This window comes from Pseudomonas sp. BN411 (assembly GCF_029871235.1).
GTDB lineage: Bacteria > Pseudomonadota > Gammaproteobacteria > Pseudomonadales > Pseudomonadaceae > Metapseudomonas.
The window spans coordinates 636,511-660,306 of record NZ_SSOM01000073.1 but is presented as its reverse complement, the minus strand read 5'-3'; the positions used below and the strand labels follow the sequence as shown (position 1 = coordinate 660,306).

General features: G+C 65.8%; 16 protein-coding genes. 10 read left to right on the top strand and 6 right to left on the bottom strand.

Annotated features, from left to right (window positions below):
- On the top strand, window positions 1-2,161 hold a 2,161-nt coding region (locus E8F06_RS20920; protein WP_280370606.1), incomplete at its 5' end, for a cadherin-like domain-containing protein.
- A 47-nt stretch (window positions 2,162-2,208) separates the two neighbouring features.
- Here the strand turns inward: E8F06_RS20920 and E8F06_RS20915 are convergent.
- Window positions 2,209-7,113, bottom strand: a complete 4,905-nt coding sequence (locus E8F06_RS20915) for an alpha-2-macroglobulin (RefSeq protein WP_280370604.1) — start codon at window positions 7,111-7,113, stop codon at window positions 2,209-2,211.
- A 141-nt stretch (window positions 7,114-7,254) separates the two neighbouring features.
- Between E8F06_RS20915 and E8F06_RS20910 the strand changes: the two genes are divergently transcribed.
- Both E8F06_RS20910 and E8F06_RS20905 read left to right on the top strand, forming a co-directional pair.
- Window positions 7,255-8,598 carry an MATE family efflux transporter gene (locus E8F06_RS20910; protein WP_280370602.1) on the top strand — a complete coding sequence of 448 codons (1,344 nt, stop codon included), beginning with the start codon at window positions 7,255-7,257 and terminating at the stop codon, window positions 8,596-8,598.
- 35 nt (window positions 8,599-8,633) lie between these two features.
- Window positions 8,634-9,092, top strand: coding sequence for a DUF2214 family protein (locus E8F06_RS20905; RefSeq protein WP_280370601.1), 459 nt, complete (start codon window positions 8,634-8,636; stop codon window positions 9,090-9,092).
- 112 nt (window positions 9,093-9,204) lie between these two features.
- Here the strand turns inward: E8F06_RS20905 and E8F06_RS20900 are convergent, their stop codons facing one another.
- From E8F06_RS20900 to E8F06_RS20880, 5 genes are all read right to left on the bottom strand, one after another.
- Window positions 9,205-9,828: an NAD(P)H-dependent oxidoreductase gene (locus tag E8F06_RS20900; RefSeq protein ID WP_280370599.1), complete on the bottom strand. Its 624-nt coding sequence runs from the start codon at window positions 9,826-9,828 to the stop codon at window positions 9,205-9,207.
- A gap of 189 nt (window positions 9,829-10,017) precedes the next feature.
- Window positions 10,018-11,931, bottom strand: coding sequence for an arginine decarboxylase (gene speA, locus E8F06_RS20895; protein ID WP_280370597.1), 1,914 nt, complete (start codon window positions 11,929-11,931; stop codon window positions 10,018-10,020).
- Window positions 11,932-12,063: 132 nt separating this feature from the next.
- Window positions 12,064-12,435 (bottom strand): translation initiation factor Sui1, encoded by a 372-nt coding sequence (locus E8F06_RS20890; protein ID WP_151137435.1) that lies wholly within the window; start codon window positions 12,433-12,435, stop codon window positions 12,064-12,066.
- Window positions 12,436-12,815: 380 nt separating this feature from the next.
- Window positions 12,816-13,343, bottom strand: coding sequence for an NUDIX hydrolase (locus E8F06_RS20885; protein WP_280370596.1), 528 nt, complete (start codon window positions 13,341-13,343; stop codon window positions 12,816-12,818).
- On the bottom strand, window positions 13,343-14,413 hold the full coding sequence (locus tag E8F06_RS20880; protein ID WP_280370594.1) for a DUF2333 family protein: 1,071 nt from the start codon (window positions 14,411-14,413) through the stop codon (window positions 13,343-13,345). The genes E8F06_RS20885 and E8F06_RS20880 overlap by 1 nt, the downstream gene beginning before the upstream one ends.
- Window positions 14,414-14,695: 282 nt before the next feature.
- On the opposite strand from E8F06_RS20880, the gene E8F06_RS20875 reads away from it, so the two are divergent.
- From E8F06_RS20875 to prmA, 7 genes are all read left to right on the top strand, one after another.
- Entirely contained in the window at window positions 14,696-16,312 is a 1,617-nt protein-coding gene (locus E8F06_RS20875) for a PleD family two-component system response regulator (RefSeq protein ID WP_280370592.1), read from the top strand.
- Between the two features lie 74 nt (window positions 16,313-16,386).
- On the top strand, window positions 16,387-18,351 hold the full coding sequence (locus E8F06_RS20870) for a methyl-accepting chemotaxis protein (RefSeq protein WP_280370590.1): 1,965 nt from the start codon (window positions 16,387-16,389) through the stop codon (window positions 18,349-18,351).
- A 211-nt stretch (window positions 18,352-18,562) separates the two neighbouring features.
- The gene (locus E8F06_RS20865) at window positions 18,563-20,341 is read left to right on the top strand and encodes a protein-disulfide reductase DsbD (RefSeq protein WP_280370588.1); all 1,779 of its coding nucleotides are present in this window, start codon (window positions 18,563-18,565) and stop codon (window positions 20,339-20,341) included.
- A gap of 122 nt (window positions 20,342-20,463) precedes the next feature.
- Window positions 20,464-20,907 carry a type II 3-dehydroquinate dehydratase gene (gene aroQ / locus E8F06_RS20860; RefSeq protein WP_151137447.1) on the top strand — a complete coding sequence of 148 codons (444 nt, stop codon included), beginning with the start codon at window positions 20,464-20,466 and terminating at the stop codon, window positions 20,905-20,907.
- 25 nt (window positions 20,908-20,932) lie between these two features.
- Entirely contained in the window at window positions 20,933-21,394 is a 462-nt protein-coding gene (gene accB, locus E8F06_RS20855) for an acetyl-CoA carboxylase biotin carboxyl carrier protein (protein WP_280370586.1), read from the top strand.
- 17 nt (window positions 21,395-21,411) lie between these two features.
- Window positions 21,412-22,761 carry an acetyl-CoA carboxylase biotin carboxylase subunit gene (gene accC / locus E8F06_RS20850; protein WP_280370584.1) on the top strand — a complete coding sequence of 450 codons (1,350 nt, stop codon included), beginning with the start codon at window positions 21,412-21,414 and terminating at the stop codon, window positions 22,759-22,761.
- A 124-nt stretch (window positions 22,762-22,885) separates the two neighbouring features.
- Window positions 22,886-23,764 (top strand): 50S ribosomal protein L11 methyltransferase, encoded by an 879-nt coding sequence (prmA, locus tag E8F06_RS20845; protein WP_280370582.1) that lies wholly within the window; start codon window positions 22,886-22,888, stop codon window positions 23,762-23,764.
- Window positions 23,765-23,796 lie beyond the last annotated feature (32 nt).

Sequence of the window (23,796 nt, the reverse complement as noted above, 5' to 3'; positions counted from 1 at the left end):
GCAAATCAGCGCCGGCAGCGGCAGCCTGGTCGACAATGGCAACGGCACCTGGAACTACACGCCGGCGCTGAACGACGACACGTCCGTCAGCTTCAGCTACTCGGTCACTGACGGTTCGCTCAGCGCTTCCGGCAGTGCCACGCTAGATATCACTCCGGTCAACGACGCACCGACCACAACCCCGGTAACCCTGGCCGCCATCGCCGAGGACAGCGGTGTCCGCCTGATTACCCAGGCCCAGTTGCTGGGCAATGCGTCGGATGTCGACGGCCCGGCACTGACGGCTACCAATCTGCAAATCAGCGCCGGCAGCGGCAGCCTGGTCGACAATGGCAACGGCACCTGGAACTACACGCCAGCGCTGAACGACGACACGTCCGTCAGCTTCAGCTACACGGTCAGCGACGGCTCGCTCAGCGCCACCGGCAGTGCCAGCCTCGACATCACCCCGGTCAACGATGCCCCGGTCAACACCCTGCCCGGCGCCCAGACCACTCCGGCAGGAACCCCCAAGAACATCAGTGGCCTGAGCGTCGCCGATGTGGATGCTGGCTCGGGCAACCTGACCGTGACGCTGCAGGTCGCCCACGGCACGCTCTCCGCGCAGTCCATTTCGGGCGGAGCCTCCATTGGGGGGCTCAACACTGCGATGCTCACCCTCAGCGGCACGCTCGCCCAGATCAACACGACGCTGGCCGCTAATATCGGCTACCTGTCTGCCGCGAACTTCAGCGGCAACGACACCCTGACCATGACCACCAGCGACGGCAGCGCCAGCGACGTCGACAACCTGGGCATCACGGTCACGGCTACCCAGGTGAACGCTGCGCCAGTCGCGGTCAACGATGTGCTTTACGTGTCCAACAACACGGCGGCCTTCAGCACAGCCAATGGCACGGGCATCGTCTTCTCGGTCGCCGCCTTGCTGGGCAATGACTCCGATGTCGATGGGTCGTTCCTGTCCATCACCGGTCTTAGTCAAGGAACAGGCGCGATTTCCGATGTGAAATTCGTCGGAGACTCGAACAACAGCCTGATCACCTTCGCCAGCGGCAACAACCCGTCCGCCCCCACTGGCACATTCACCTACACCCTTTCGGACAATGCCGGCGGAACAGCCACGGGAACCGTGACGGTCCATCTCGTCTCCACCAACGGCGGTTCCGACGTCAGCCTTGTTGGCAAAAACTATCAGGCAGCCTTTCTCGACGGCGGCAGCAACGCGGACGCCCTGACCGGAGCGGTCGCAAGCGATCTGTTCGTCGGCGGGAATGGGGTGGACACGCTCATTGGCGGTAGTGGCGACGATCGCCTTCGCGGGGGCGAAGACAGCGACGTGCTGGATGGCGGTGATGGCATCGATATGCTCGATTTCTCCGATGCCACCGGTTCACTCAACTTCACCCTCAAACAAGGCAGCGATTCGGGCAACGGTTTCTGGAACGCGGGAGCCCTGGCCGGAATCGGCACAGACACCTACAAGAACATGGAAGGCGTGATCGGTTCGGCCTTCGGCGACACCCTGACCGGCAGCAGCGGCAATGACATTCTTCGCGGAGGCGGTGGAAGCGATGTTCTGGATGGCGGTGCAGGCAGCGATCTGCTCGATCTGTCCGACGCTACTGCAGCGCTCAGCCTCACGCTGGTGCAAAGCAACAGCAACACCACTGTCGACTTGTCCACAGTTGGCCTGGGGTCCGACACCTACAAGAACATGGAAGGGCTGATTGGTTCGGCATTCAATGACAGTCTGACTGGCAGCGGTGGCGCCGATGAGCTGCGCGGCGGTGCCGGCAACGACACGCTCGTTGGCGGAGCTGGCAACGATGTGTTGTACGGCGGCCTGGGTGCGGATGTGCTGACCGGCGGCAACGGCGCTGACCTGTTCAGGTTCAACAGCCTCAGCGAGGCCGAGGACCTCATCTCCGACTACAGCGCGTCCGAGGGAGACAAGCTTGATATCTCAGCGCTGATCGTCACCCCGTTGTCAGGGGATATCGCCAACTACGTCAAAGCGGTGCAGGTCGGTACAGACATCTCCGTGCAGGTGGATGTCAACGGCAGCACTGGAGGGGCGAATTTCGTTGAGCTGGTCACCATCACCGGCGTTCAACAGGTAACGGCGATCTTCGGGGGCGGCGACCACATCATCCCGAGCTGAGGGTCTGCCCCCTCTCCCGACTGGGAGAGGGGGCTACGGCTCGGCCCTTACTTACCCCTCACCACCAACTGCTCCGGCGCCTCGCCCAGCGCCTGCCAATTCGGCCGGTACATGGACTCCACCGTGGGCGGCGGCACGCGGTATTTGCCGGGAGTGACGGCGCGGGCCAGGTACAGCAGGTGGGTGGTGCCGTACTCGCTGACATCCAGGGCCGCCACGTAACGGTCGTCGCGGAACTCCTGGTGCTTGATGGCGGCGTTCTGCATGGACTTCTGCCACTCCTTCACCGCGCTGCTGGCGTCGTCCAGGCTGGCAGCGCTCTGGGCGAGGTTCTGGTTTTCCAGTTCCAGGCCAGCCGGCAGCAGGTCCACCACCAGGGCGTCGGGCACGCGCTCTTTCGCTTCGATGGCCAGGTGCACCAGCACCAGTTCGCCGCTGTCCAGGCTGTTGAGGTCAAGCCGCTCGCCATTCGCGCCGAGGAACTCGCGGTAGATGGCGAGGTTCTCGCCGCCTGCGTGCGGGGCCGTCAGCGGATAACCGGAGAGGGTCAGCTGCTGGTAGAGCGGCTCACTGCCGGCGGAGGTGATGCTCAGCGGCTCGGTCAGCAGTGCGCCGTCCAGTTTCAGGCCGGGTTGCTGGTTACTCAGCTCGCGCTGCTGGTCGCCCGCGCTGAGCTGCGCGCTCCAGTTCGGTTCGGGCTTGCCCAGCAGGCCGCGGCCAGCCAGGTACAGCGCATTGCGCTCCTGGGTGGAGAGCCAGCGCTCGCCAGCCACCAGGTCGGCCAGGTCGAACAGGCGCTGTTCGCGGGCGCTGGCAGCCAGGTCGTTCTCCTCCAGCAAGGCGAGGATCAGCGCCTGGTCGCGCAGCGGACTGCCGTAGTCGGCCAGCCAGTCGTGGCTGTCACGCTGGAAGCGCAGGCCCAACTCCAGGGCCTCGTCGGCGCGCGGTGCATCGCCCATCAGCTTGAAGGCCACCGCCAGTTGCACCAGCGGCAGGCCTGAGCGGGCATCGGCCCGGCGTTCCCACAGACTGCGCAACGCGCCCAACGGCGCCTGCTGGCTGCGGGCCAGGACGTAGCCGGCGTAGGCCTGCACGGCGAAGCGGGTGTGGTCGGCGTTCTGGCTGTAGCTGACTTCGATCAGGCTGCGCTCCTGCAGGTAGCGCAGCAGGCGCTCGCTGGCTTTCGTCAGGGCTTCCGGTGGCACGGCGAAGCCCTGGTCACGGGCGCGCAGGAGGAAGTCGGTGACATAGGCGGTCAACCAGTATTCCTCTTCGCTGTCGGCGCTCCACAGGCCGAAGCTGCCGTTGTAGCGCTGCATGCCCAGCAGGCGTTCGATGCCGAGGTCGATGGACTTGCGGCGCGTGTCGTCCGGCTCACCTTCCAGGCCAAGGCGCTTGAGGGAGGCGGCGTCGGCATAGAGCGACGGGTAGAGGCCGCTGGTGGTCTGCTCGGCGCAGCCGTACGGGTAGGCCTTGAGGGCACGGACCTGCTCGCCGAGGTTCAGCGGCGGGCGACTGGACAGCTGCAGCAGGGCCTCGCGACCGTCCGGCTCGTAAGCATCCAAGGTCCCCGCCGGCAGGCTCCAGGCATCGCCCTTGAGCACCGCGCGGAATTGCTTGAGCTGCGCCGGATAGGCCGGACGCACGCCCAGGGTCCATTCGCGGCTGAACGGCGGCAGGTTCTCGCCTGGCAGCTCCAGGCCGTTGACCGTCACCTTGAAGTGGCCCTGGCCATAACCGCCCACCGCGCGCACCGGGATGCGCAGGGTGGTGCGCTGGCCATCCTTGAGCTGGATGGGCGCGGTCTGGCCACCGGCGCTCTGGGCAAGATCCAGTTGGCCGCTGCTTTCCAGTTGCACATCCAGGCGCTGGGGCTTGCCGGACAGGTTGGTCAGGTCCAGCGCCAGGGTGGTCTGGTCGCCACCGGCGAGGAAGCGCGGCGCGGCGAGTTCCGCCACCAGCGGTGCGGCCACCACCGTCTTCGCCTCGGCCATGCCATAGCGTTCGTCGGTCCAGGCCTGGGCCATCAGGCGCAGTTCACCGTTGAAGTCGGGGATGTCGAGGCTGACCTCACCCTGACCCTGCTCGTCCAGGGCCACCGGCGCGCTCTGCAGGGCGACGATGGTGACGCTGGTCTGCGGACGCTTGCCGCCACCGGCCAGCGCGGCGTCGCCACCGAAGGCCATGGTAGCCAGGCGGCCCTGGCCGGCTTCGATCAGTTGGCCATAGACGTCGAGCTGGTCGGCGCCGTAGCCCTTGCGGCCGAACAGGCTGGCGAAGGGATCGGGCGTGGCATAGTTGGTTATGTTGAGAATGCCCACGTCCACCGCGGCCACCAGCACATTCACCGACTTCGGCACGCTGCCATCGGCGTTCTTCGCCTGCACCTGGACCTTCAGCGGCTGCTTGGGCCGCATCTTCTCCGGTGCGCTGAGGGACACCGCCAGCTTGCGCGGCGCGCGATCCAGCGGCAGGTGCAGCAGGCCCACGGCGCGCTTGGGCGTGACGCTGGCCTTGCGCTCGCCGGGGCGGATCACCAGGGCACTGACGTAGAGGTCATGGCGCGCCCAGTCCTTGGCGACGGGTATATCGAAGCTCTTGCCTTCGGCCGGCACCTCGATGGGTTGCCACCACAGCGGGCCCTCGGCGGATTCCACCAGCAGGTAGCCGCTGCCGGCGCTGGGCGGGGTGACGGTGACTTTCGCGGTGTCGCCAGCGTTATAGCCCGGCTTATCCAGGGCCAGCTTCACCTGATCCGGACGTACCGCGCCGCCTTCGGCGTTGTCCTGCCAGCGATAGCCGGCCCAGAAGCGCAGGCTGCTGGTGATGCCGGTCTGCGGGTCTTCCACTTCGACTCGGTAGGGGCCCCACTCCACCGGGAAACTGACCTTGGCGGTGCCGCCGGCGGCCACCTGCACCTGCTCTTCAGAGAGGTTCAGGTACTTCTCGTTGTAGTGGTAGGTCCAGCCGTCGCTCTCGGAGTAGTTCCAGTAGTAGTCGCGGCGCTCGCGCACCAGGCGCACCTTGAGGTCGTCGGCGGCCAGCTTGTTGCCGTCGGGGTCGGCCACCAGCAGCTCGAACTCGGCGACGCCGTCGGCATCGGTTTCTTCACCGTCGAACAGCGCGCGCACACCCGGCAGGCGCTCGGCCGGCCAGACCGGTTGCACCAGGCGGCGGGTGATCGGGCGGCCGCCGGATTCCTGCAGGCTGGCCTGGAGAATCAGTTGCACGGGCGACTTGGCCTCGGCCCAGCGGGTTTCGATGTTCAGCTCGGTCTTGCCGTCGGCATCCAGCTGGGTTTCGTCCAGTTCGATGTCCTGGCTCAGTTCGCCCTCCATCACCGAGCCGAACTGGTAGCCGGGCAGCGCCTTCACCGCTTCGCGCAGCGGACGCACGTAGAGCTGGCCGGTCAGGCGGTTGCCGGAAGCCGGCGCGCCATAGAGGTAGCGGCCGCTGACCTGGAAGCGCGCGTTGTCGCCGGGCGCATAGGGCTGATCGCTGCCCTTGAGTTCCAGGGCCATGCGTTCGGGCAGGAAGTCTTCCACGAGGAATTCATAGAGCTGCGGCTTGCCGTCGCCCAGGTCGAACAGCAGTTGCCAGCGGCCGGTGGGCGCCTCGGCGGCGAGCGGCAGCTGGTACTGGTAGAAACCGCCCTCCCCGGCTTCCCAGACGAAGCGGCGGCTGACCTGTTCGTCGGGGCGGCGCACTTCCACGGTCACTGGCTGGCCGTCCACTGCGCGGCCATCGGCGTCGCGCAGCAGGGCGTTGAGCAGCACGGTCTCGCCGGGGCGGTAGAGGTCGCGCGGGCCGAAGACGAAGAACTGCAGGGCATGGCTGGCAGGACCGGCGATGTCGAACTCGGCCAGGTCCAGTGCCGGTGCGGACAGTCGCAGCAGGCTGGTCTGTTCATCCTTGCGGGCGATCAGCACCTCAGCCTTGGGCGCAAGCGGCAGTTCGGCGTGGCCCTTGCCGTCGGTCTTGCCTTCGGCCAGCACGCGGCCTTCGCCGTCCAGCAGTTCCAGGGCGATATCGGCCTGCGCGGCGCCGCCTTCCAGGGCCTGGGTGAAGATGTCCAGGCGATCGCTGTAGCGGTGGGCGGAAAGGCCGATGTCGCTCAGGGTGAAGAGGGTCGCCGGGTTGGAATAGGTGTAGCTGCCGGCCTCCTTCATCACCGCGAGGTAGACGCCCGGCTGCTTCATCGGTTCAAGGTTGGCGATGGGCAGCAGCAGGGTCTCGCGGGTGTTGCGCGCGGGCTTGAGGTCGAAGCGGCCGGTGTAGACCAGGTCGGCCATTTTCAGCATGTCGCGGGCCTCCCAGACGTCCAGGGCGCCACGCTTGCCCCAGCGGGCGAGGAAGCCCGGCAGGGATTCAGTCTTCACGCGGAAGAAGTCCACATCCACCTTGTCGACGTTCAGCGCGATCACCGGCAGGCCTTCGGCGAGGCGCGTGGGCAGCAGCGAGCCACGGCTGGCGAAGCCGACGGTGGCCTGCAGGTCGCGGGTTTCCAGGCGGGTGACGTGCTCTTCGGCCAGCCGCGCGTCATTCACTGCGCGCAGGCCGGGGTCGATGGTCAGCACCAGCTGGCGCTTGGGCTCCAGGTGACGCAGGCGCAGCTCCATCAGGTTGTCGGAGAGCTCCCAGGCACCGTCCACCGTGCCGTCCCGGCTATCCACTAGGTGCAGCCGCTCGGCGAACGTCTGTTCCGGGTCGAGCGGCACGGAGAAGGTCACTGACAAGGCGCTGGCGCCGTCGAGCTGCACCTCGGAGACGTCTATCACCTGCAGTTCGCGGCCGGCATAGCGTTTGGCCAGGGAGGCGGTGTCGGCGGCGGGGCGCGCCGCAGATTGATCGGCAGCCGGTGGCGACTTGCTTGCGGCTTGCTCGGGGGTGGAGGAATCGCAGGCGCTGAGCAGGCTCAGCACCAGGGCCAGAAGTAGTCCTTTCTTCGGCATGACAGGCTCTCGTTGGGGAGTGCGTATAAGCCGCGAACTATAGACCAGCCGGGCGTTCCGGTGGCATCCGGATGACGGCAGGAGCGATGCAGCTCACGAAACATCGCGCCGCTATACTGCGCGGCCTGACTGGAGCCCTGCATGAGCCTGTTCCTCGACGCCTGGCGGCATTCCCCGACCCACCGCAAGGTCTGGGCACTGGCCGCGCCCATGATCCTCTCGAATATTTCCGTGCCCCTGGTCGCCCTGGTGGACAGCACGGTGGTGGGCCACTTGCCCCACGCTCACCAGCTGGGCGCCGTGGCGGTGGGCAGCACGCTGTACATGCTGCTGCTCGGGGTGCTGGGCTTCCTGCGCATGGGCACCACCGGTTTCGCCGCCCAGGCCGCGGGCCGCGCGGATGGCGGCGCCCTGCGCCAGGTGCTGCTGCAAGGGCTTGGCCTGGCAATGGGCCTGGCGCTGTTGCTGGGCGTGCTGGCGGTGCCCTTCAGCGACCTGGCCCTGAAGCTGATGAACCCCTCGGCCGAACTGGACTCGCTGACCCGCGAGTTCTTCCACCTGCGCCTGCTTGGCCTGCCGGCGGCCCTGGCCAACTACGCCCTGGTGGGCTGGTTCCTCGGCACGCAGAACGCGCGTGCGCCCCTGGCCATCCTGCTGGGCACCAACCTGGCCAATATCGCGCTGGCACTGTGGTTCGTCCTCGGGCTGGACTGGGGCGTAGCCGGTGCGGCGCGGGCGGCGGTGATCGCCGAATGGAGCGGCGCGCTGATCGGCCTGGCGCTCACCCGTGGCGCGCTGCACCGTTATCCGGGCCACATCGACTGGCCGGCGCTGCAACGGTGGCGCAACTGGCGGCCACTGTTGGCGGTGAACCGCGACATTTTCATCCGCTCCCTGGCGCTGCAACTGGTGTTCTTCCTGCTGACGGTGCAGGGAGCCCGGATGGGCGACGCCACCGTGGCGGCCAACGCCCTGCTGCTCAACGGCCTGCTGGTGACCGCCTACGCCCTGGACGGCCTGGCCCATGCCGTGGAGGCCCTGTGCGGCCATGCCATCGGCGCCCGTGACCGCCTGACCCTGCGCCGCTCGCTGCTGGTGGCTGGGGGCTGGTCGCTACTGGCGAGCCTGGGCTTCGCGCTGTTCTTCGCTTTTGCCGGCGGGCTGTTCATCAACATGCAGAGCGATATCGCGACGGTCCGCGAGGTCGCCCACACCTACCTACCCTACCTCGCGCTGCTGCCTCTGATTGCCGTCTGGAGCTACCTGCTGGACGGCCTTTTCATCGGCGCCACGCGGGCCCGCGAGATGCGCGACGCCATGCTGGTCGCCGTCGTCCTTAGCCTGCCACTGGGTTGGGGGCTACAGTTTCTCGGCAATCACGGACTCTGGCTGGCTTTCCTCGCCTTCATGGCGGTGCGTGGGCTCAGCCTGGGGTACCTGGCGTGGCACCTGCAACGCCGCGACGCCTGGTTCGCCGCACGATAACGACAACGAAAACCTGATGACCTGAAGGAGTTTCCATGGGACAAGCCGTCGCCGCCTACCTGCATTTCCTCTCGATCTTCGTGCTCTTCGCCCTGCTCGTCCTGGAGCATCGCCTGTTCAAGCTGCCACTGGACCTTGAGCGCGCGCGCAGCCTGGTGCGCATCGACATCGCCTACGGTGTCGCCGCAGGCGCGGTGCTGGTCACCGGCCTGGCGCGGGTGTTCTGGTACGGCAAGGGCGTGGACTACTACCTCACCAACTCGATGTTCCACGCCAAGATGGGACTGTTCGGGCTGATCGCCCTGCTCTCCGGCTTCCCCACCTTCGTTTTCCTCAACTGGCGCAATGCATTGAAGGCTGGCCAGGTGCCGCAGGTCAGCCCCGGCAAGGCCAAGGCGGTGATCATGGTGATTCGCCTGGAACTGCTGCTGGTGCTTCTGCTGCCGCTGTTCGCGGTGCTGATGGCGCGGGGTTATGGGGTGATCGCGAGCTGAAACGAGGGCGGTGCAAGCACCGCCTTGTTGGGCTTCGCTTCGCTCTGCACCAACCTACGGTCGTAGGGTGGACCACGCTTCACCGGTCCACCATCGGCGTACGGCATCGAACCTACAACTGCACGTCGGGGAAGGGCTCGGGGGCGAATACCGGGTTGAATGACAGGCGCTCCCTGGCTTGCTGGAGCGCGGCGTTCACGGCTTCCTCGCCATCGGCCAGCCCCTGCAGGTGGAGGTATTCCACATGGTGCAGGCCGACGATGCCGAGCACGTGGCGCAGGTAGGGGGAGAGGAAATCCATCTGCTTGGCCTTGGCGCCCAGGTAGTGGCCGCCTGAACTCAGCACCACGAAGGTCGGCCGGTCCTCCAGCAGGCCGATGCGCTGGCCGCCATGCATTTCGAAGGTGCGGCGGATACGCACCACGTAGTCCAGCCAGAGCTTCAGCGCCGCCGGCACCATGTAGTTGTGCATGGGCGTGGAGATGATCAGGTAGTGGCTGCGCTCCAGCTCGCCGATCAGTTGCTCGGACAAGGCGAAGCACTCGTCCGACCGATCCGAGTGGCGCACCACTGCCTCGGCATATTCGGCGCAAATTGGCAGCAACGGTTCGCGCACCAGGTTGCGCACTATCACCTCGGCCTTGGGGTGGATGCGTCGGGCCATTTCCCGGGCCAGCTGACCGCCGGGCGAGGCCAGGTCGTTGGGGCTGCATTCGAGCAGGAGGACGCGTGGCATGGTGGAGCTCCCGACAGGTTGAAAGGCTGGAGGGTATGAAAGCGCCGGATTAGGAATTTTGCCAGGGGGTTGGTCGGGTGGCGTCCGGAATGGGCAGGCCTGCGGCCCGCATGGCGAATGAATTCGCCCCTACAAGAGCCCACAAAAAAGCCCGGCGCTTAGGCCGGGCTTTTCCATTCACCGCAACTGTCAGGACGACAGGTAGGACGAGCGGGTCAGCCCCAGGCGCAGGGCGTCGACGTACTGGGTGCGCTCGCGCGGGCTCAGCTTGGCGCTGGAGACCTTGTCGCGATACAGCGCCATCAGCTCCTCGGGGGACAGGTGCACGTAGCGCAGCATGTCTTCGATGGTGTCGTGGGTTTCGATGCCCGCGTGGTACACGCTGCCGTCGTCATGCTGGTAGACGTTCACCGAGTCGGTGTCGCCGAACAGGTTGTGCATGTCGCCGAGGATTTCCTGGTAGGCACCCACCAGGAACACGCCCAGCAGGTAGTCCTCACCTTCGCGCACCTCGTGCACGGGCATGCTGGTTTCGATGCTCTGCTCGTCGACGTACTGGTTGATCTTGCCGTCGGAGTCGCAAGTCAGGTCCTGCAGCACGGCGCGACGCAGCGGCTCTTCGTCGAGGCGGTGCAGCGGGATGATCGGCAGCACCTGGCCGATGGCCCAGGTGTCCGGCAGGCTCTGGAACACCGAGAAGTTGCAGATGTACTTCTCCGCGAGCTTGTCGTTCAGCTCATCCAGCACCTGACGGTGGGAGCGCTGACGCGCCTTGAGCTGGTTGTGCAGGCGGCGGCAGATAGCGAAGTAGGTCTGCTCGGCCAGGGCCTTCTCGGCGAGCGTGAGCTTGCCCTCGGCATACTGAGTAGCGGCGTCCCCCATGTAGTGGGTGGCGCGCCAGTAGGTCTCAGTGACCATCTCGGCGTCGGTCGGGCCCAGCAACTCGGCCAGCCAGCGAACGATTTCCGGCTGCTCTTCCAGGTTGGAGAACTTCGGCACCTCGTCGTTGTGGCGCTCGACGTCAGTCACCTGCATCACCAGCACCGCGTGGTGCGCGGTCATGGCACGACCGCTCTCGGAGAAGATGTGCGGGTGCGGCAGGCCCTGCGCGTCGCAGAATTCCTTGAGCATGCCCACGACCACGCCGGCGTAGTCGTCCATGTCGTAGTTGATGGAGCTGGCATTGCGCGAGTGGGTGCCGTCGTAGTCGACGCCCAGGCCGCCACCGACGTCGATGTGGTCGACCGGCAGGCCGAGGTTGCGCAGTTCGGCGTAGTAGCGGATGGCTTCCTTGAAGCCGTGCTGGTAGTCGGCCAGGTTGGCGATCTGCGAGCCCATGTGGAAGTGCAGCAGGCGCACGCCCTGGTCCAGGCCGGCCTTGCGGAAGCGCTCGACTACCGAGAGGATCTGCGCGGCGGAGAGGCCGAACTTGGATTTCTCGCCACCGGTGTCGGCCCACTTGGACGAGGCCAGGGACGACAGGCGCACGCGCAGGCCCACCTGGGGCGCGACCTTGAGCTCGGCGGCGACGTCGATGACGTACTCCACCTCGGCTTCTTTCTCGATGACGATGAAGACGTTGTGGCCGAGCTTCTGGCCCATCAGCGCCAGGCGGATGAACTCGCGGTCCTTGTAGCCGTTGCAGACGATGGTGCCGCCTTTCGGCGCCAGGGCCAGCACGGCCAGCAGCTCGGGCTTGGAGCCGGCTTCCAGGCCGATGGAGACGTTCTGGGTGGCGATGATGTTTTCCACCACCGCTTCCTGCTGGTTGACCTTGATCGGGTACAGGGCGGTGTACTTGCTCTGGTATTCCAGGCGCTCGATGTTGGCGTCGAAGGCACCGGTCAGCTGGCGCACGCGGTCCTGCAGGATGTCGGGGAAGCGCACCAGCAACGGCAGCGACAGGCCCGTCTCGCGCAGGTCGCTGACGATGTCGAAGAAATCCACCGGCGCGCTGCCGGCGCCACGTGGGCGCACTTCGACGCGGCCCGCTTCGTTGATCGCGAAATAGCCGGCCCCCCAGTGGCGAATGCCATAGACACTGCGGCTGTCGGCCACGGTCCAGCTGGTGCCATCGTCCTTGCGAGTGCGTCGTGCAGACATCGGTTTCCCCCTATGGGATAGAAAAGGGCCATGCCCGCCGGATCGTGCCGGGCGGGCGCGGACAGGTTAATTCGGTCGTGTGACGTTGGAGTGTTGACCGTTGCAATGACGGTCAGTTTAGAAAGCCGTGGCTCAGCCGCCGGATTTCTTGGCCTTGAAGCCGCGCTTGGCGAGTTCTTCAAGCAACAGGTCCACGTGGTCGCCCTGGATCTCGATCACGCCGTCCTTCAGGGCTCCACCGGTTCCGCAACGACGCTTGAGCGCAGTGGCCAGCTCCTTGAGCTCGTCGCCCGCCAGCGGCACGCCGCTGATGGTGGTGACGGTCTTGCCGCCACGACCCTTGGATTCACGACGAACGCGGGCAATGCCATCGCCAGCAGGCACCGTGGCTTGCTTGCAGATGCAGGCATCGATGGGCTGGCGGCAATCCGGGCAATGCCGGCCGCTGTCGGTGGAGTACACCAGGCCGCCAAGGGCGGCAAAGGACGAAGCTTTCTTGACCACCGGCTTTCCTCGTAGGGGTCAGGATAGCGACTGGTCGGCGGGAGCCGACCGCGAAGCCCCACTCTGGCAGGGGCAGCGCAACCCGGTGTGTGGCCGGGCTTGAAAGGCGGCGAAATTTATCAGCATTCGCGGCGAATGCTAAGTACGAAAATGCGCCATTGATCGACAGATTGGCGACCTCGTGCAGCATCCCGCACGAAAAGGTCCGGAATATTGCACAAACCCGCGACTGGCGCGGGTTTGGCAGGCCTTTGGCCAAGCGGGAACGACTACCTCCCTTGTAGGAGCGAGCTTGCTCGCGAAGGGTTCGCCAGCAAGCTGGCTCCTACAGGAACACTCAACCCCGTAGGTTGGGTGGAGCGCAGCGATACCCAACGGCATTACGACCGTGATGCGAGGTACAGCTTCAGTGCCTTGAGGGAGTCCGGGCAGCAGGGCTCGACGGCCAGCGCCTCGTCCACCGACATGAAGCGCGCTTCCATCACTTCTTCCGGCTGCAGTTTCAGCGGCGAGTCGGACACAGCGGAAAACACCGCGCCCCAGAGACGGTTGCCCGGCTCGTCGAAGTAGAAGCGGCCATGCTCGCGCAGGGGCACCCCGCCGACGCCGAGTTCTTCTTCCAGCTCACGGGCGGCGGATTCGGCGTAGCCCTCGCCTTCCTGCACCATGCCGCCAGCCGCCACGTCCCAGTAGCCCGGGTACAGCGCCTTGCTCAGGGTGCGGCGATGCACGCAGAGCTGGCCGGCGGAGTTGAACAGCAGGATGAAGGTGCCCCGGGAGATCAGCCCGCGCTCACGCAGCTCGGCGCGGGGCAGGCCGCCGAGGGGGCGGTCCTGCTCGTCGACCCAGGCGACCCGCTCGGCATCCGAGGCGGCGCGATGGGCCGCCTCGCGCGCGTCGATGGCCATCAGCCCTGCTCCAGCAACTGGCGCAGGTCGATCACGGCAGCGTTGGCGCGGGAAATGTAGTTGGCCATCACCAGCGAGTGGTTGGCCAGCACACCGTAACCGCTGCCATTGAGCACCATCGGGCTCCACAGCGGCTCCTGGGCGGCCTCCAGTTCACGGATGATCTGGCGCACGCTGATGGTGGCGTTCTTCTTCGCCAGCACATCGGCGAAGTCGACCTCGATGGCGCGCAGGATGTGGGACAGCGCCCAGGCCTGGCCACGGGCTTCATAGAAGACGTTGTCGATCTGCAGCCAAGGGGTCTCGACGATCTCTTCGCTCACTTCCGGCACCTTGCCGGAGGCAGCGGCGGCTTCCGGGCTGATATCGGTGTTCAGGCGCACGCGGCCAACGCTGGCGGACAGGCGCTGGGACAGCGAACCCAGGCGGGTGGCAACGTCGCCCAGCCAGTTGTTCAGGTTGTCGGCGCGGGTATAGAACTGGGCATTGGGCTGGTTCGGGTTGACCAGGCGGGCCAGGTAGCGATCCAGCGAGCGGATGCCTTCACGGTACTCGGACTCGGAGGCCGGCAGCGCCCAGCTCTTGTTGTCGAAGTTGAAGCGCGGTTCGGCCTTGGCCAGGTCCGGGTCTTCGGTGGACTGAGACTGGGAGCGGGCGAAGTCCTTGCGCAGGGCGCGGGACAGGTCACGCACCTGGACCAGCACGCCGTATTCCCAGCTCGGCATGTTGTCCAGCCAGAGACCGGGCGGGGCCAGGTCGTTGGAAACGTAGCCGCCGCTCTTGTCCAGCAGGGTCTGGCCGACGGTCTTGAGGGTTTCCACGGTGGTATAGCCACTGACCATCTGGCGGCCGGCACGATCGGCGGCGGCCTGGGCGTTCTGCTGCACGGGGAAGAGGTCGGGCTCGCGGCTCCAGTACCAGCCCACCACCACACAGGCGATCAGATAGACCACCAGCAGGCTGCCGAGGGCGCGACTCATCCACATGCCACCGAGGTAGCTGCGCACATCGTCAACCGAATCATCGACGCGCTCACGCGCATCGCCCATACGCTTCTTCCAGTCCAGCATGGCAGTGTCCTTCGAATTTCGATCAGCAAGGGAAGGTTCGACCACGGTCCTTCGCGGTGGTTGTGGCCGAGTTCAGCACTATAAGGGATGAGCACGCGCGGCGCAGTGGCCGCGAGCCAAACCATCATCCGGTGCGCGCAGGTTATCGACCCTGGCGCCATCTTGCTGGCGATGCTTATCTGACGAATCACGCGAATCCGGGACAGATGGCACTGGCGTACCTTCTACAAGGTGATAGCATGGCGCCATCACTTAGATCGTCTCCAGGCGACACTTCCGGCCATGACCGAGCATGAAGACCCCAGCCGCGACCGACTCAAGAACCACTTCGCCCAGCGGGTGATCAACCAGGCGCGGCACGTGCTGGAAATCTGGCAGCGCCTGCAACGCAGCGAGTGGAGTCCGGCCTGCATGACCGAGCTGGCTGAGGCCAGTCTGTACCTGCAGCGCTACGCGGAACGCTTCGAGCAGCCCGAGCACACACGCCTGGCGGTGGCCATCGGCAATTGCCTGCGCGGCGTCGAGGAAAATCGTGGCCGGTTGTCCAGCGACCTGATCACCGAACTCAGCCTGTTGATGCAGCGCCTGTCGCGCACCGGGCTGCGGCAAGGCGACCAGTTCGAGCAGACCTTCCTGCCGCCCCTGCGCAAGCCGGTGTACCTGGCGCTGCAGAGTGAGGACCGCGCCGAGCGCCTGGCCCAGCAACTGGAATTCTTCGGTCTCAACGCCCAGCTCTTCGAGAGTGCCAATGCCTTTCGCTCGGCCATGACCGAGCGGCACCCGGCGGCCATCGTGCTGGAAGTGGATTTTTCCGGACCGGGCAAGGGCCTGGAGCTGGCCCGCGAAGCCCAGCAAGGGCTGGAACAGAAGTTGCCGATCATCTTCTTCAGCCATGAGGAAGTTGACGCCCCGAACCGCCTGGCTGCCGTGCGCGCTGGCGGCCAGGAATTCTTCACCGGCGCCCTGGATGCCTCCAGCCTGCTGGAGAAGCTGGAAACCCTGACCCGCACCGCCCACTACGACCCGTTCAAGGTGCTGATCGTCGATGACTCCCGCGCCCAGGCCACCCATACCGAGTTGGTCCTCAACTCCGCCGGCGTCGTCACCCGCGTCATAACCGAGCCGGTGCAGACCCTGCTGGCCCTGGCCGATTTCCAGCCGGACCTGATCATCCTCGACATGTACATGCCCGAGTGCCTGGGCACCGAGCTGGCCAAGGTGATCCGCCAGCACGAGCGCTATGTCAGCGTCCCGATCATCTATCTCTCGGCCGAAGACGACTTGAACAAGCAACTGGATGCGATGAGCGAGGGCGGCGACGACTTCCTCACCAAGCCGATCAAGCCGCGCCACCTGATCGCCACGGTGCGTACCCGCGCCAAGCGTGCGCGCAGCCTCAAGGCGCGCATGGTGCGCGACAGCCTCACCGGCCTGTTCAACCACACCCACACGCTGCAGTTGCTGGAAGACGCCAGCTCCCGCGCGCGCCGGGAAGGCAAGCCGCTGTGCTTCGCGATGCTCGACATCGACCACTTCAAGAAAGTCAACGACACCTACGGCCACCCCATGGGCGACCGGGTGATCAAAAGCCTCGCGCTGTTCCTCAAGCAGCGCCTGCGCAAGACCGACCACATCGGCCGTTACGGCGGCGAGGAATTCGCCGTAGTCCTGCCCGATACCGACCTGGAAGCGGCGCATCGGGTGCTGGAGGAAATCCGCCGTCGTTTCGCCGAGATCCGCTACCCGGCACAGCCCAACGACCTGTCCTGCACGTTCAGTTGCGGCATCGCCCGGCTGCGGGACGATCTCGACATCAACCAGCTGTCCAAGCAGGCGGACGAAGCGCTCTACCGCGCCAAGCACGGCGGTCGGAACCGGGTCGAACTGCACCTGGACTGAAGCCCACCGTCACAGGACTGTCACCAAACAGCAATATCATCTGGCCATCCCCTCAGCCGTTCGAAGTGGACGCGATGCGCCTGAAACTGCTCACCAACCTGATTACCCTGCTGCTGGTCACCGTGTGCCTGGCGCTCGGGGCCACGCTGTGGTGGTCGCAACGGGCACTGGAGCGCCCGTATCAACTGATGGAGCAGTACCTCGAACTGGCCCAGCGCTTCCGCAGCGAAGTGGCGGACAACGTCCAGGGCTATCTCGGCAGTGGCGACGCCTTGCGCCACAGCGCCGCTAGCCAAGGTATCGATAGCCTGGAGCAGCGCCTCGGCCAACTTCCCACCGAGTTTTCCGACGAGCTGCTGCCCAGCTTCAACGAACTGCGCGAATTCACCCGTGGCGAACTGCTGGCGGCCGGCAAGCTGGCGGGCGACCCCCAGGGCTTGCTGATCCAGGCCGAGCGGGAAATCGCCGGCTCCCTCGACCAACTCGCCCAATACGCCGACTCCGCCAATACCCCGACTACCGCCGAGTACCGCGCCCCGCTGTTCGCCGCCGCACAGCACCTCAATCGCCTCAGCCAGGCCCGCGCCAAGCTCGTGGAAAGCGGTCGCGACGAACTGGCCGCAGACGTCGAACGCGAACTCGAAGCCCTGGGCCAGGACAGCACCAGACTGGAACAACTGCCCCTGCTCGGCGTGGCCGACAGCAGCACCTCGGCCGCCGACGACTTCGCCGCCATGATGGGCCTGGAAAGCAGCAATGAAGCCAGCCAGACGGAAGACCGTGGCATCGCCCTCAAGCGCGAATTGAGCGGCCTGCTCAAACGCTACCCGGGCGAGCTGGCACGCACCCGCGAACTGATCCAGCGCCGCGCCGAGCTGGCCAAGGCCACCGCCCAGCGGGTGGACGCCCTGCAAGGCGCGCTGGCCGCCCTGGAGCCCCAAGTGCGCGCCGAACATGGCCGCATCCAGGCCGAGGTTCGCGTGATGCAGGGCCTGATGATCGGCCTGATCCTGCTGATCGCCCTGTGCATCGACCGCATCCAGCGCCGCCTGACCAATGTCCTCGGCCGCCTGGTCAATGCCCTGGGCGCCTGGGCGGCCGGCGACTTCAGCCGCCCCATCGCACTCGGCTCCAACATCCACGACCTGCGTCGCATTGAGGAATCCCTCAACCGCCTGCGCGATTACCTGGGCGAGCTGGTGGGCACCATTCGCCTGCACGCCGAGCAGGTTGCCGGCAGCAGCAGCGCCCTGGCCGAACTGAACAACGGCCTGCACACAGGCGCCGAATACCAGGCCGGCGGCACCGCACAGATCCGCGACGCCCTGGGCGAGCTGGAAAACACCATCCAGCAGGTGGCTGGCGATGCCAGCCTGGCTGCCGACGCCAGCCGCGATGCTGGACTCGCCGTGGAACAGGGCCAGAGCGTGATCGACCAGAGCCTCGCCGGCCTGCACCAACTGGTGGGCGAAGTGCAGAACAACGCCCAGGCGGTGGAACGCCTGGCCGAAGAAACCGAAACCATCGACAAGGTGCTGACGGTGATCCGCGGCATCGCCGAACAGACCAACCTGCTGGCGCTCAACGCCGCCATCGAGGCGGCGCGCGCCGGTGAAATGGGCCGCGGCTTTGCCGTGGTCGCCGAGGAAGTGCGCTCCTTGTCCCAACGCACCACTGGCGCCACCACCGAGATCCAGCAACTGATCGCCCGTCTCCAGCACGCGGCGCGGCAGTCGGTGGAAGCCATGCGCATCCAGGTGGAGCACGCCGAGGCCAGTGCCGAACAGGCCGCCGCCGCCGATGGCGCGTTAATAGAGGTGGTCAGTTCCATCCGCACCATCGCCAGCATGGCCGAACGCATCGCCGATGCCACCGCCCAGCAGAGCGGCGCAGTCAGCGAAATCCGCGACCACAGTGAGCAGATCCACCAGCTGGGTGGCGACAACCTGGCGCGCATTGGCGAAAGCCGCAGCCAGGGCGAGCGCCTGCTGCAACTGGGCGGAGAACTGCACACGGCGGTGAAGGCCTTCCGCGTCTGAGCCAGGGCGCGACCTATTGTCGCGCCTGACCTTTCTGTAGGAGCGAGCTTGCTCGCGAAACAACTGGCACCGCGGCCTTCGCGAGCAAGCTCGCTCCTACAATCCGACGGCCGACCTTTCACGCCGAGGACAAAACCGCTTACAGCCCGGAACCTGCAGGAACGCGTCGAGGTCCGTTATGATGCGGGCATTTTCTGCCCAAGAGACCTCCATGCGCCGCCTGCTGAGCCTGATCCTGCTGCTGGTGGCCCTGCCCGCCACCGCAGGGCTGCTGGATAACCGCCCGAACCCTACCCTGGGCGCCTCCCTCAATAACAGTGCCGATTTCCTGCCCGTGCGCGAGGCCTTCCGCCTCAGCCTGGTAGAAAGCACGCCCACGTCGGTGAAGCTGCGTTTCACCAACGCCGAGGGCTACTACCTCTACCGCCATCGTTTCCAGTTCCGCGCCGAGCCTGCCGACAGCGGCCTGGGCCAGCCCGTGCTGCCCGCCGGCAAGCACAAGACCGACGAGTACTTCGGCGATGTCGAGGTGTATTACGGCGTAACGGACGTCGACCTGCCGGTGGACCCGGCACGCAAGGCGCCGGCCGAGCTGCGGGTGACCTACCAGGGCTGCGCCGACAAGGGCCTGTGCTATCCGCCGGAAACCGAGGTGATCAAGCTGACTGCGGCTGCCGCCGGTAGCGGCGGCAGTGATGTCGACAGCGGCGCCGCCGGCAAGGCCTGGAGCTGGCACGAGCTGGCGCTGTTCTTCCTCGCCGGCCTCGGCCTGACCTTCACCCCCTGCGTGCTGCCCATGCTGCCGATCCTTTCCGGCGTGGTGCTGCGTGGCCAGGCGGGCGGCAGCCGGGGGCTGGTGCTGTCGCTGGCCTACGTGCTGCCAATGGCCGCCTGCTTCGCCCTGCTGGGGGCGCTGATGGGCGTGTTCGGCGCCGAACTCAATCTCCAGGCGCGCCTGCAGTCGCCCTGGGTACTGGTGCCCTTCGCGGCCTTCTTCACCGCCTTCGCCCTGGCCATGTTCGGCCTCTATGAATTGCGCCTGCCGCGCTTCATCAGCGGTCCGCTGGATACCCTGGCCGGTAGCACCAAGGGCGGCTCGATCTGGAGCGCGGCCCTGCTCGGCGTGGTCTCCAGCCTGCTGGTATCCCCCTGCGTTTCCGCACCGCTGGCCGGCGCCCTGCTCTATATCAGTGCCAGCGGCGATGCCCTGGGCGGCGGCCTGAAGCTCTTCGCCCTTGGCCTGGGCATGGGCGCCCCCCTGGTGCTCTTCGCCACTGGCGGCGGCGCGCTGCTGCCCAAGGCCGGCCACTGGATGGTCGCCGTGCGCAACGCCTTCGGCGTGCTGCTGCTGGCCGTGGCGGTGTGGATGCTCGAACGCGTCCTGCCCGGCCCGCTGGCCCTTGGCCTCTGGGGCCTGCTGGCCGGTGGTGTGGCGCTGTTCCTCGGCGCGCTGGAATTCACCCCCAAGGCCCCGCGCGAACGCCTCGCGCAATTGGGCGGCCTGGTCCTGCTGGTTTATGCCGTGGCCGCCTGGGCCGGCGCCCTCCAGGGCGAATCGGACCCGTTGCGCCCGCTGGGCCGCACGCACCTGGTTGGTGCGCCGTCCGTCTCCCCGGCCACGGGCGAGTGGCAAACCATCAAGACACCGGCGGAACTCACCGGTGCCCTCGCCGCAGCCAAGAGCGCTGGCCAGCCCCTGCTGCTGGACTGGTATGCCGACTGGTGCATTAGTTGCAAGGTCATCGAGCGTGAAGTCCTTATCGCACCGGAGGTCACCTCGCAGCTCGGCGGCTACCACCTGATCCGTTTCGACATGACCGAGAGCAACGCGGAGCAACGCGCCCTGCTCGATCGCTACAAGCTGTTCGGACCGCCGGCCATCCTGTTCTTCGATGGCAAGGGTGACGAATTGGCCGAACTGCGTGTCGTAGGTGAAATCGATGCCAAGGCCTTCGCCGCTCGTCTGCAACAGGCGAACGCATCGCGCTGATGCATGTAACGTCATATATTTGCCGTAAACACCGGGCATCTTGTCGGCTATTGTCGACAACTGGACAGCCATTTCAGCTATCCGGCATAGTGCCGCCTGGCCTCCAATAAGGAACAATCAGCATGGCCACCCTGCTCGTCCTGCACGGTCCCAACCTCAACCTGCTGGGCACCCGCGAACCCGACAAATACGGGGCCACCACACTGGCGGAGATCAACCAGGACCTGGAGCGCCGCGCTCGCGAGGCCGGCCATCACCTGATGTACCTGCAGAGCAATGCCGAGTACGAACTGATCGACCGGATTCATGCGGCCCGTGGTGAAGGAGTGGACTTCATCATCATCAATCCTGCTGCTTTCACGCATACAAGTGTCGCCCTACGTGACGCGATGCTCGCAGTGAGCATCCCATTCATCGAAGTGCACCTGTCCAACGTGCACAAACGAGAACCTTTTCGCCATCACTCCTACTTTTCCGACGTTGCCGTGGGAGTGATCTGCGGTCTGGGTGCCACCGGCTACCGCCTGGCCCTGGACGCGGCGCTAGAACACCTTGAACGCCCCTGACCTCACCCTTGGGAGTTGATGATTAATGGATATCCGTAAAGTCAAAAAGCTGATCGAACTGCTGGAAGAATCCGGTATCGACGAACTGGAGATCCGCGAGGGCGAAGAGTCCGTGCGCATCAGCCGTCACAGCAACAAGGCCATGGCCGCCCAACCGATCTACGCCGCCGCCCCCGTGCCGATGGCCGCCCCGGTTGCCGCTGCCCCGGCTGCTGCCGCTGAAGCCGCTGCCCCCGCAGCTCCGAAGCTGAACGGCAATGTCGTGCGTTCGCCGATGGTCGGCACCTTCTACCGCTCGCCGTCCCCGACTACTGCTGCCTTCGTTGAAGTCGGCCAGAGCGTGAAGAAAGGCGACATCCTCTGCATCGTTGAAGCCATGAAGATGATGAACCACATCGAGGCCGAGGCCAGCGGCGTGATCGAATCCATCCTGGTGGAAAACGGTCAGCCGGTTGAATACGACCAGCCGCTGTTCACCATCGTCTGAACCGCGGAGAGCCTGCGATGTTGGAAAAAGTCCTGATCGCCAACCGTGGCGAGATTGCCCTGCGCATCCTGCGCGCCTGCAAGGAGCTGGGCATCAAGACGGTGGCGGTGCACTCCACGGCCGACCGTGAGCTGATGCACCTGTCCCTGGCCGACGAGACCGTCTGCATCGGCCCGGCTTCGGCCGCCCAGTCCTACCTGAGCATCCCGGCGATCATCAGCGCTGCCGAACTGACCGGCGCGACTGCGATCCACCCGGGCTACGGCTTCCTCGCCGAGAACGCCGACTTCGCCGAACAGGTGGAGAAATCCGGCTTCGCCTTCATCGGCCCGAAAGCGGACACCATTCGCCTGATGGGTGACAAGGTTTCCGCCAAGGACGCCATGAAGCGTTCCGGCGTACCGACCGTGCCGGGCTCCGACGGCCCGCTGCCGGAGGACGAGGAAACCGCACTGGCCATCGCCCGCGAAGTGGGTTACCCGGTGATCATCAAGGCCGCCGGTGGCGGTGGTGGTCGCGGCATGCGCGTGGTCTTCGAGGAAGAAGAGCTGATCAAGTCGGCCAAGCTGACCCGCACCGAAGCCGGTGCAGCGTTCGGCAACTCCATGGTCTACCTGGAGAAGTTCCTCACCAACCCGCGTCACGTCGAAGTCCAGGTACTGTCCGACGGCCAGGGTAACGCCATCCACCTGGGCGACCGCGACTGCTCCCTGCAGCGCCGTCACCAGAAGGTACTGGAAGAAGCCCCAGCCCCCGGTATCGACGAGAAGGCCCGCGCCGAAGTGCTGGACCGCTGCGTCCAGGCCTGTGTTGAAATCGGCTACCGCGGCGCCGGCACCTTCGAGTTCCTTTACGAGAACGGCCGCTTCTACTTCATCGAGATGAACACTCGCGTGCAGGTGGAGCACCCGGTTACCGAAATGGTCACCGGTATCGACATCGTCAAGGAAATGCTCAGCATCGCCGCCGGCAACAAGCTGTCGATCAAGCAGGAAGACGTGGTCATCCGTGGCCATGCGCTGGAATGCCGGATCAACGCCGAAGACCCGGACAACTTCATGCCCTGCCCCGGCAAGGTGAACTACTTCCACGCACCGGGCGGCAACGGCGTTCGCGTCGATTCGCACCTGTACAGCGGCTACGCGGTTCCGCCGAACTACGACTCGCTGATCGGCAAGCTGATCACCTACGGCAAGGACCGTGACGAAGCCATGGCGCGCATGCGCAATGCGCTGGACGAGATCGTCGTCGATGGGATCAAGACCAACATCCCGCTGCACCGCAACCTCACTCGCGACAAGGGTTTCTGCAAGGGTGGGATCAACATCCACTACCTGGAAAAGAAACTCGGCATGGACAAGCACTGATCGCCAGTGCCTGATCCACGACACAGGGGCTGCCACATGGCGGCCCTTGTGTTTTTCCGGCCTGTGCTCAAGTAAGCTTGCGCGCCTGCCGAATGTGCACGCTGAATTTTCAAGAGGTCCCGCCATGCCCTGGTTACAAGTTCGACTCGCCATCACCCCGGAACAGGCCGAAACCTACGAGGACGCCCTGCTGGAAGTGGGCGCCGTCTCGGTAACCTTCATGGACGCCGAAGACCAGCCGATCTTCGAGCCGGACCTGGGCACCACCCCGCTGTGGTCCCACACCCACCTGCTCGCCCTGTTCGAGGCCGATACCGACGAAACCGCCCTGGTGGCGCACCTGGAACTGCTGACCGGCGGCGCGCTGCCGACGCACCAGATCGAACGCATCGAAGACCAGGACTGGGAACGCAGCTGGATGGACAACTTCCAGCCCATGCGCTTCGGCCGCCGCCTGTGGATCGTCCCGAGCTGGCACGATGCCCCCGAGCCGGATGCGGTGAACCTGCTGCTGGACCCGGGCCTTGCCTTTGGCACCGGCACCCACCCGACCACCGCCCTCTGCCTGGAATGGCTGGACGGCCAGGCACTGGACGGTTGCGAGGTACTGGATTTCGGCTGCGGCTCGGGCATCCTCGCCATTGCCGCGCTGCTGCTGGGCGCGCGCCAGGCTGTCGGTACCGATATCGACCCGCAGGCCCTGGAAGCCTCCCGTGACAACGCCTCGCGCAACGGCATCGACCCGGCGCGCTTCCCGGTCTACCTCCCCGCCGACCTGCCTGCCAAACCCGCCGAAGTGGTGGTAGCGAACATCCTCGCCGGCCCGCTGGTGTCGTTGGCCCCGCAGATCACCAGCCTGGTGGCGCCGGGTGGACGCCTGGCGCTGTCCGGCATCCTTGCCGAGCAGGCCGAGGAAGTGCGCGCCGCCTACGCTGACGCTTTCGATCTCGATCCCACTGCAGAGAAGGACGGCTGGGTACGCATCAGTGGCGTGCGCCGCTGATTTCCAGCAGATCGAGTAAAATAGCCTTTCGT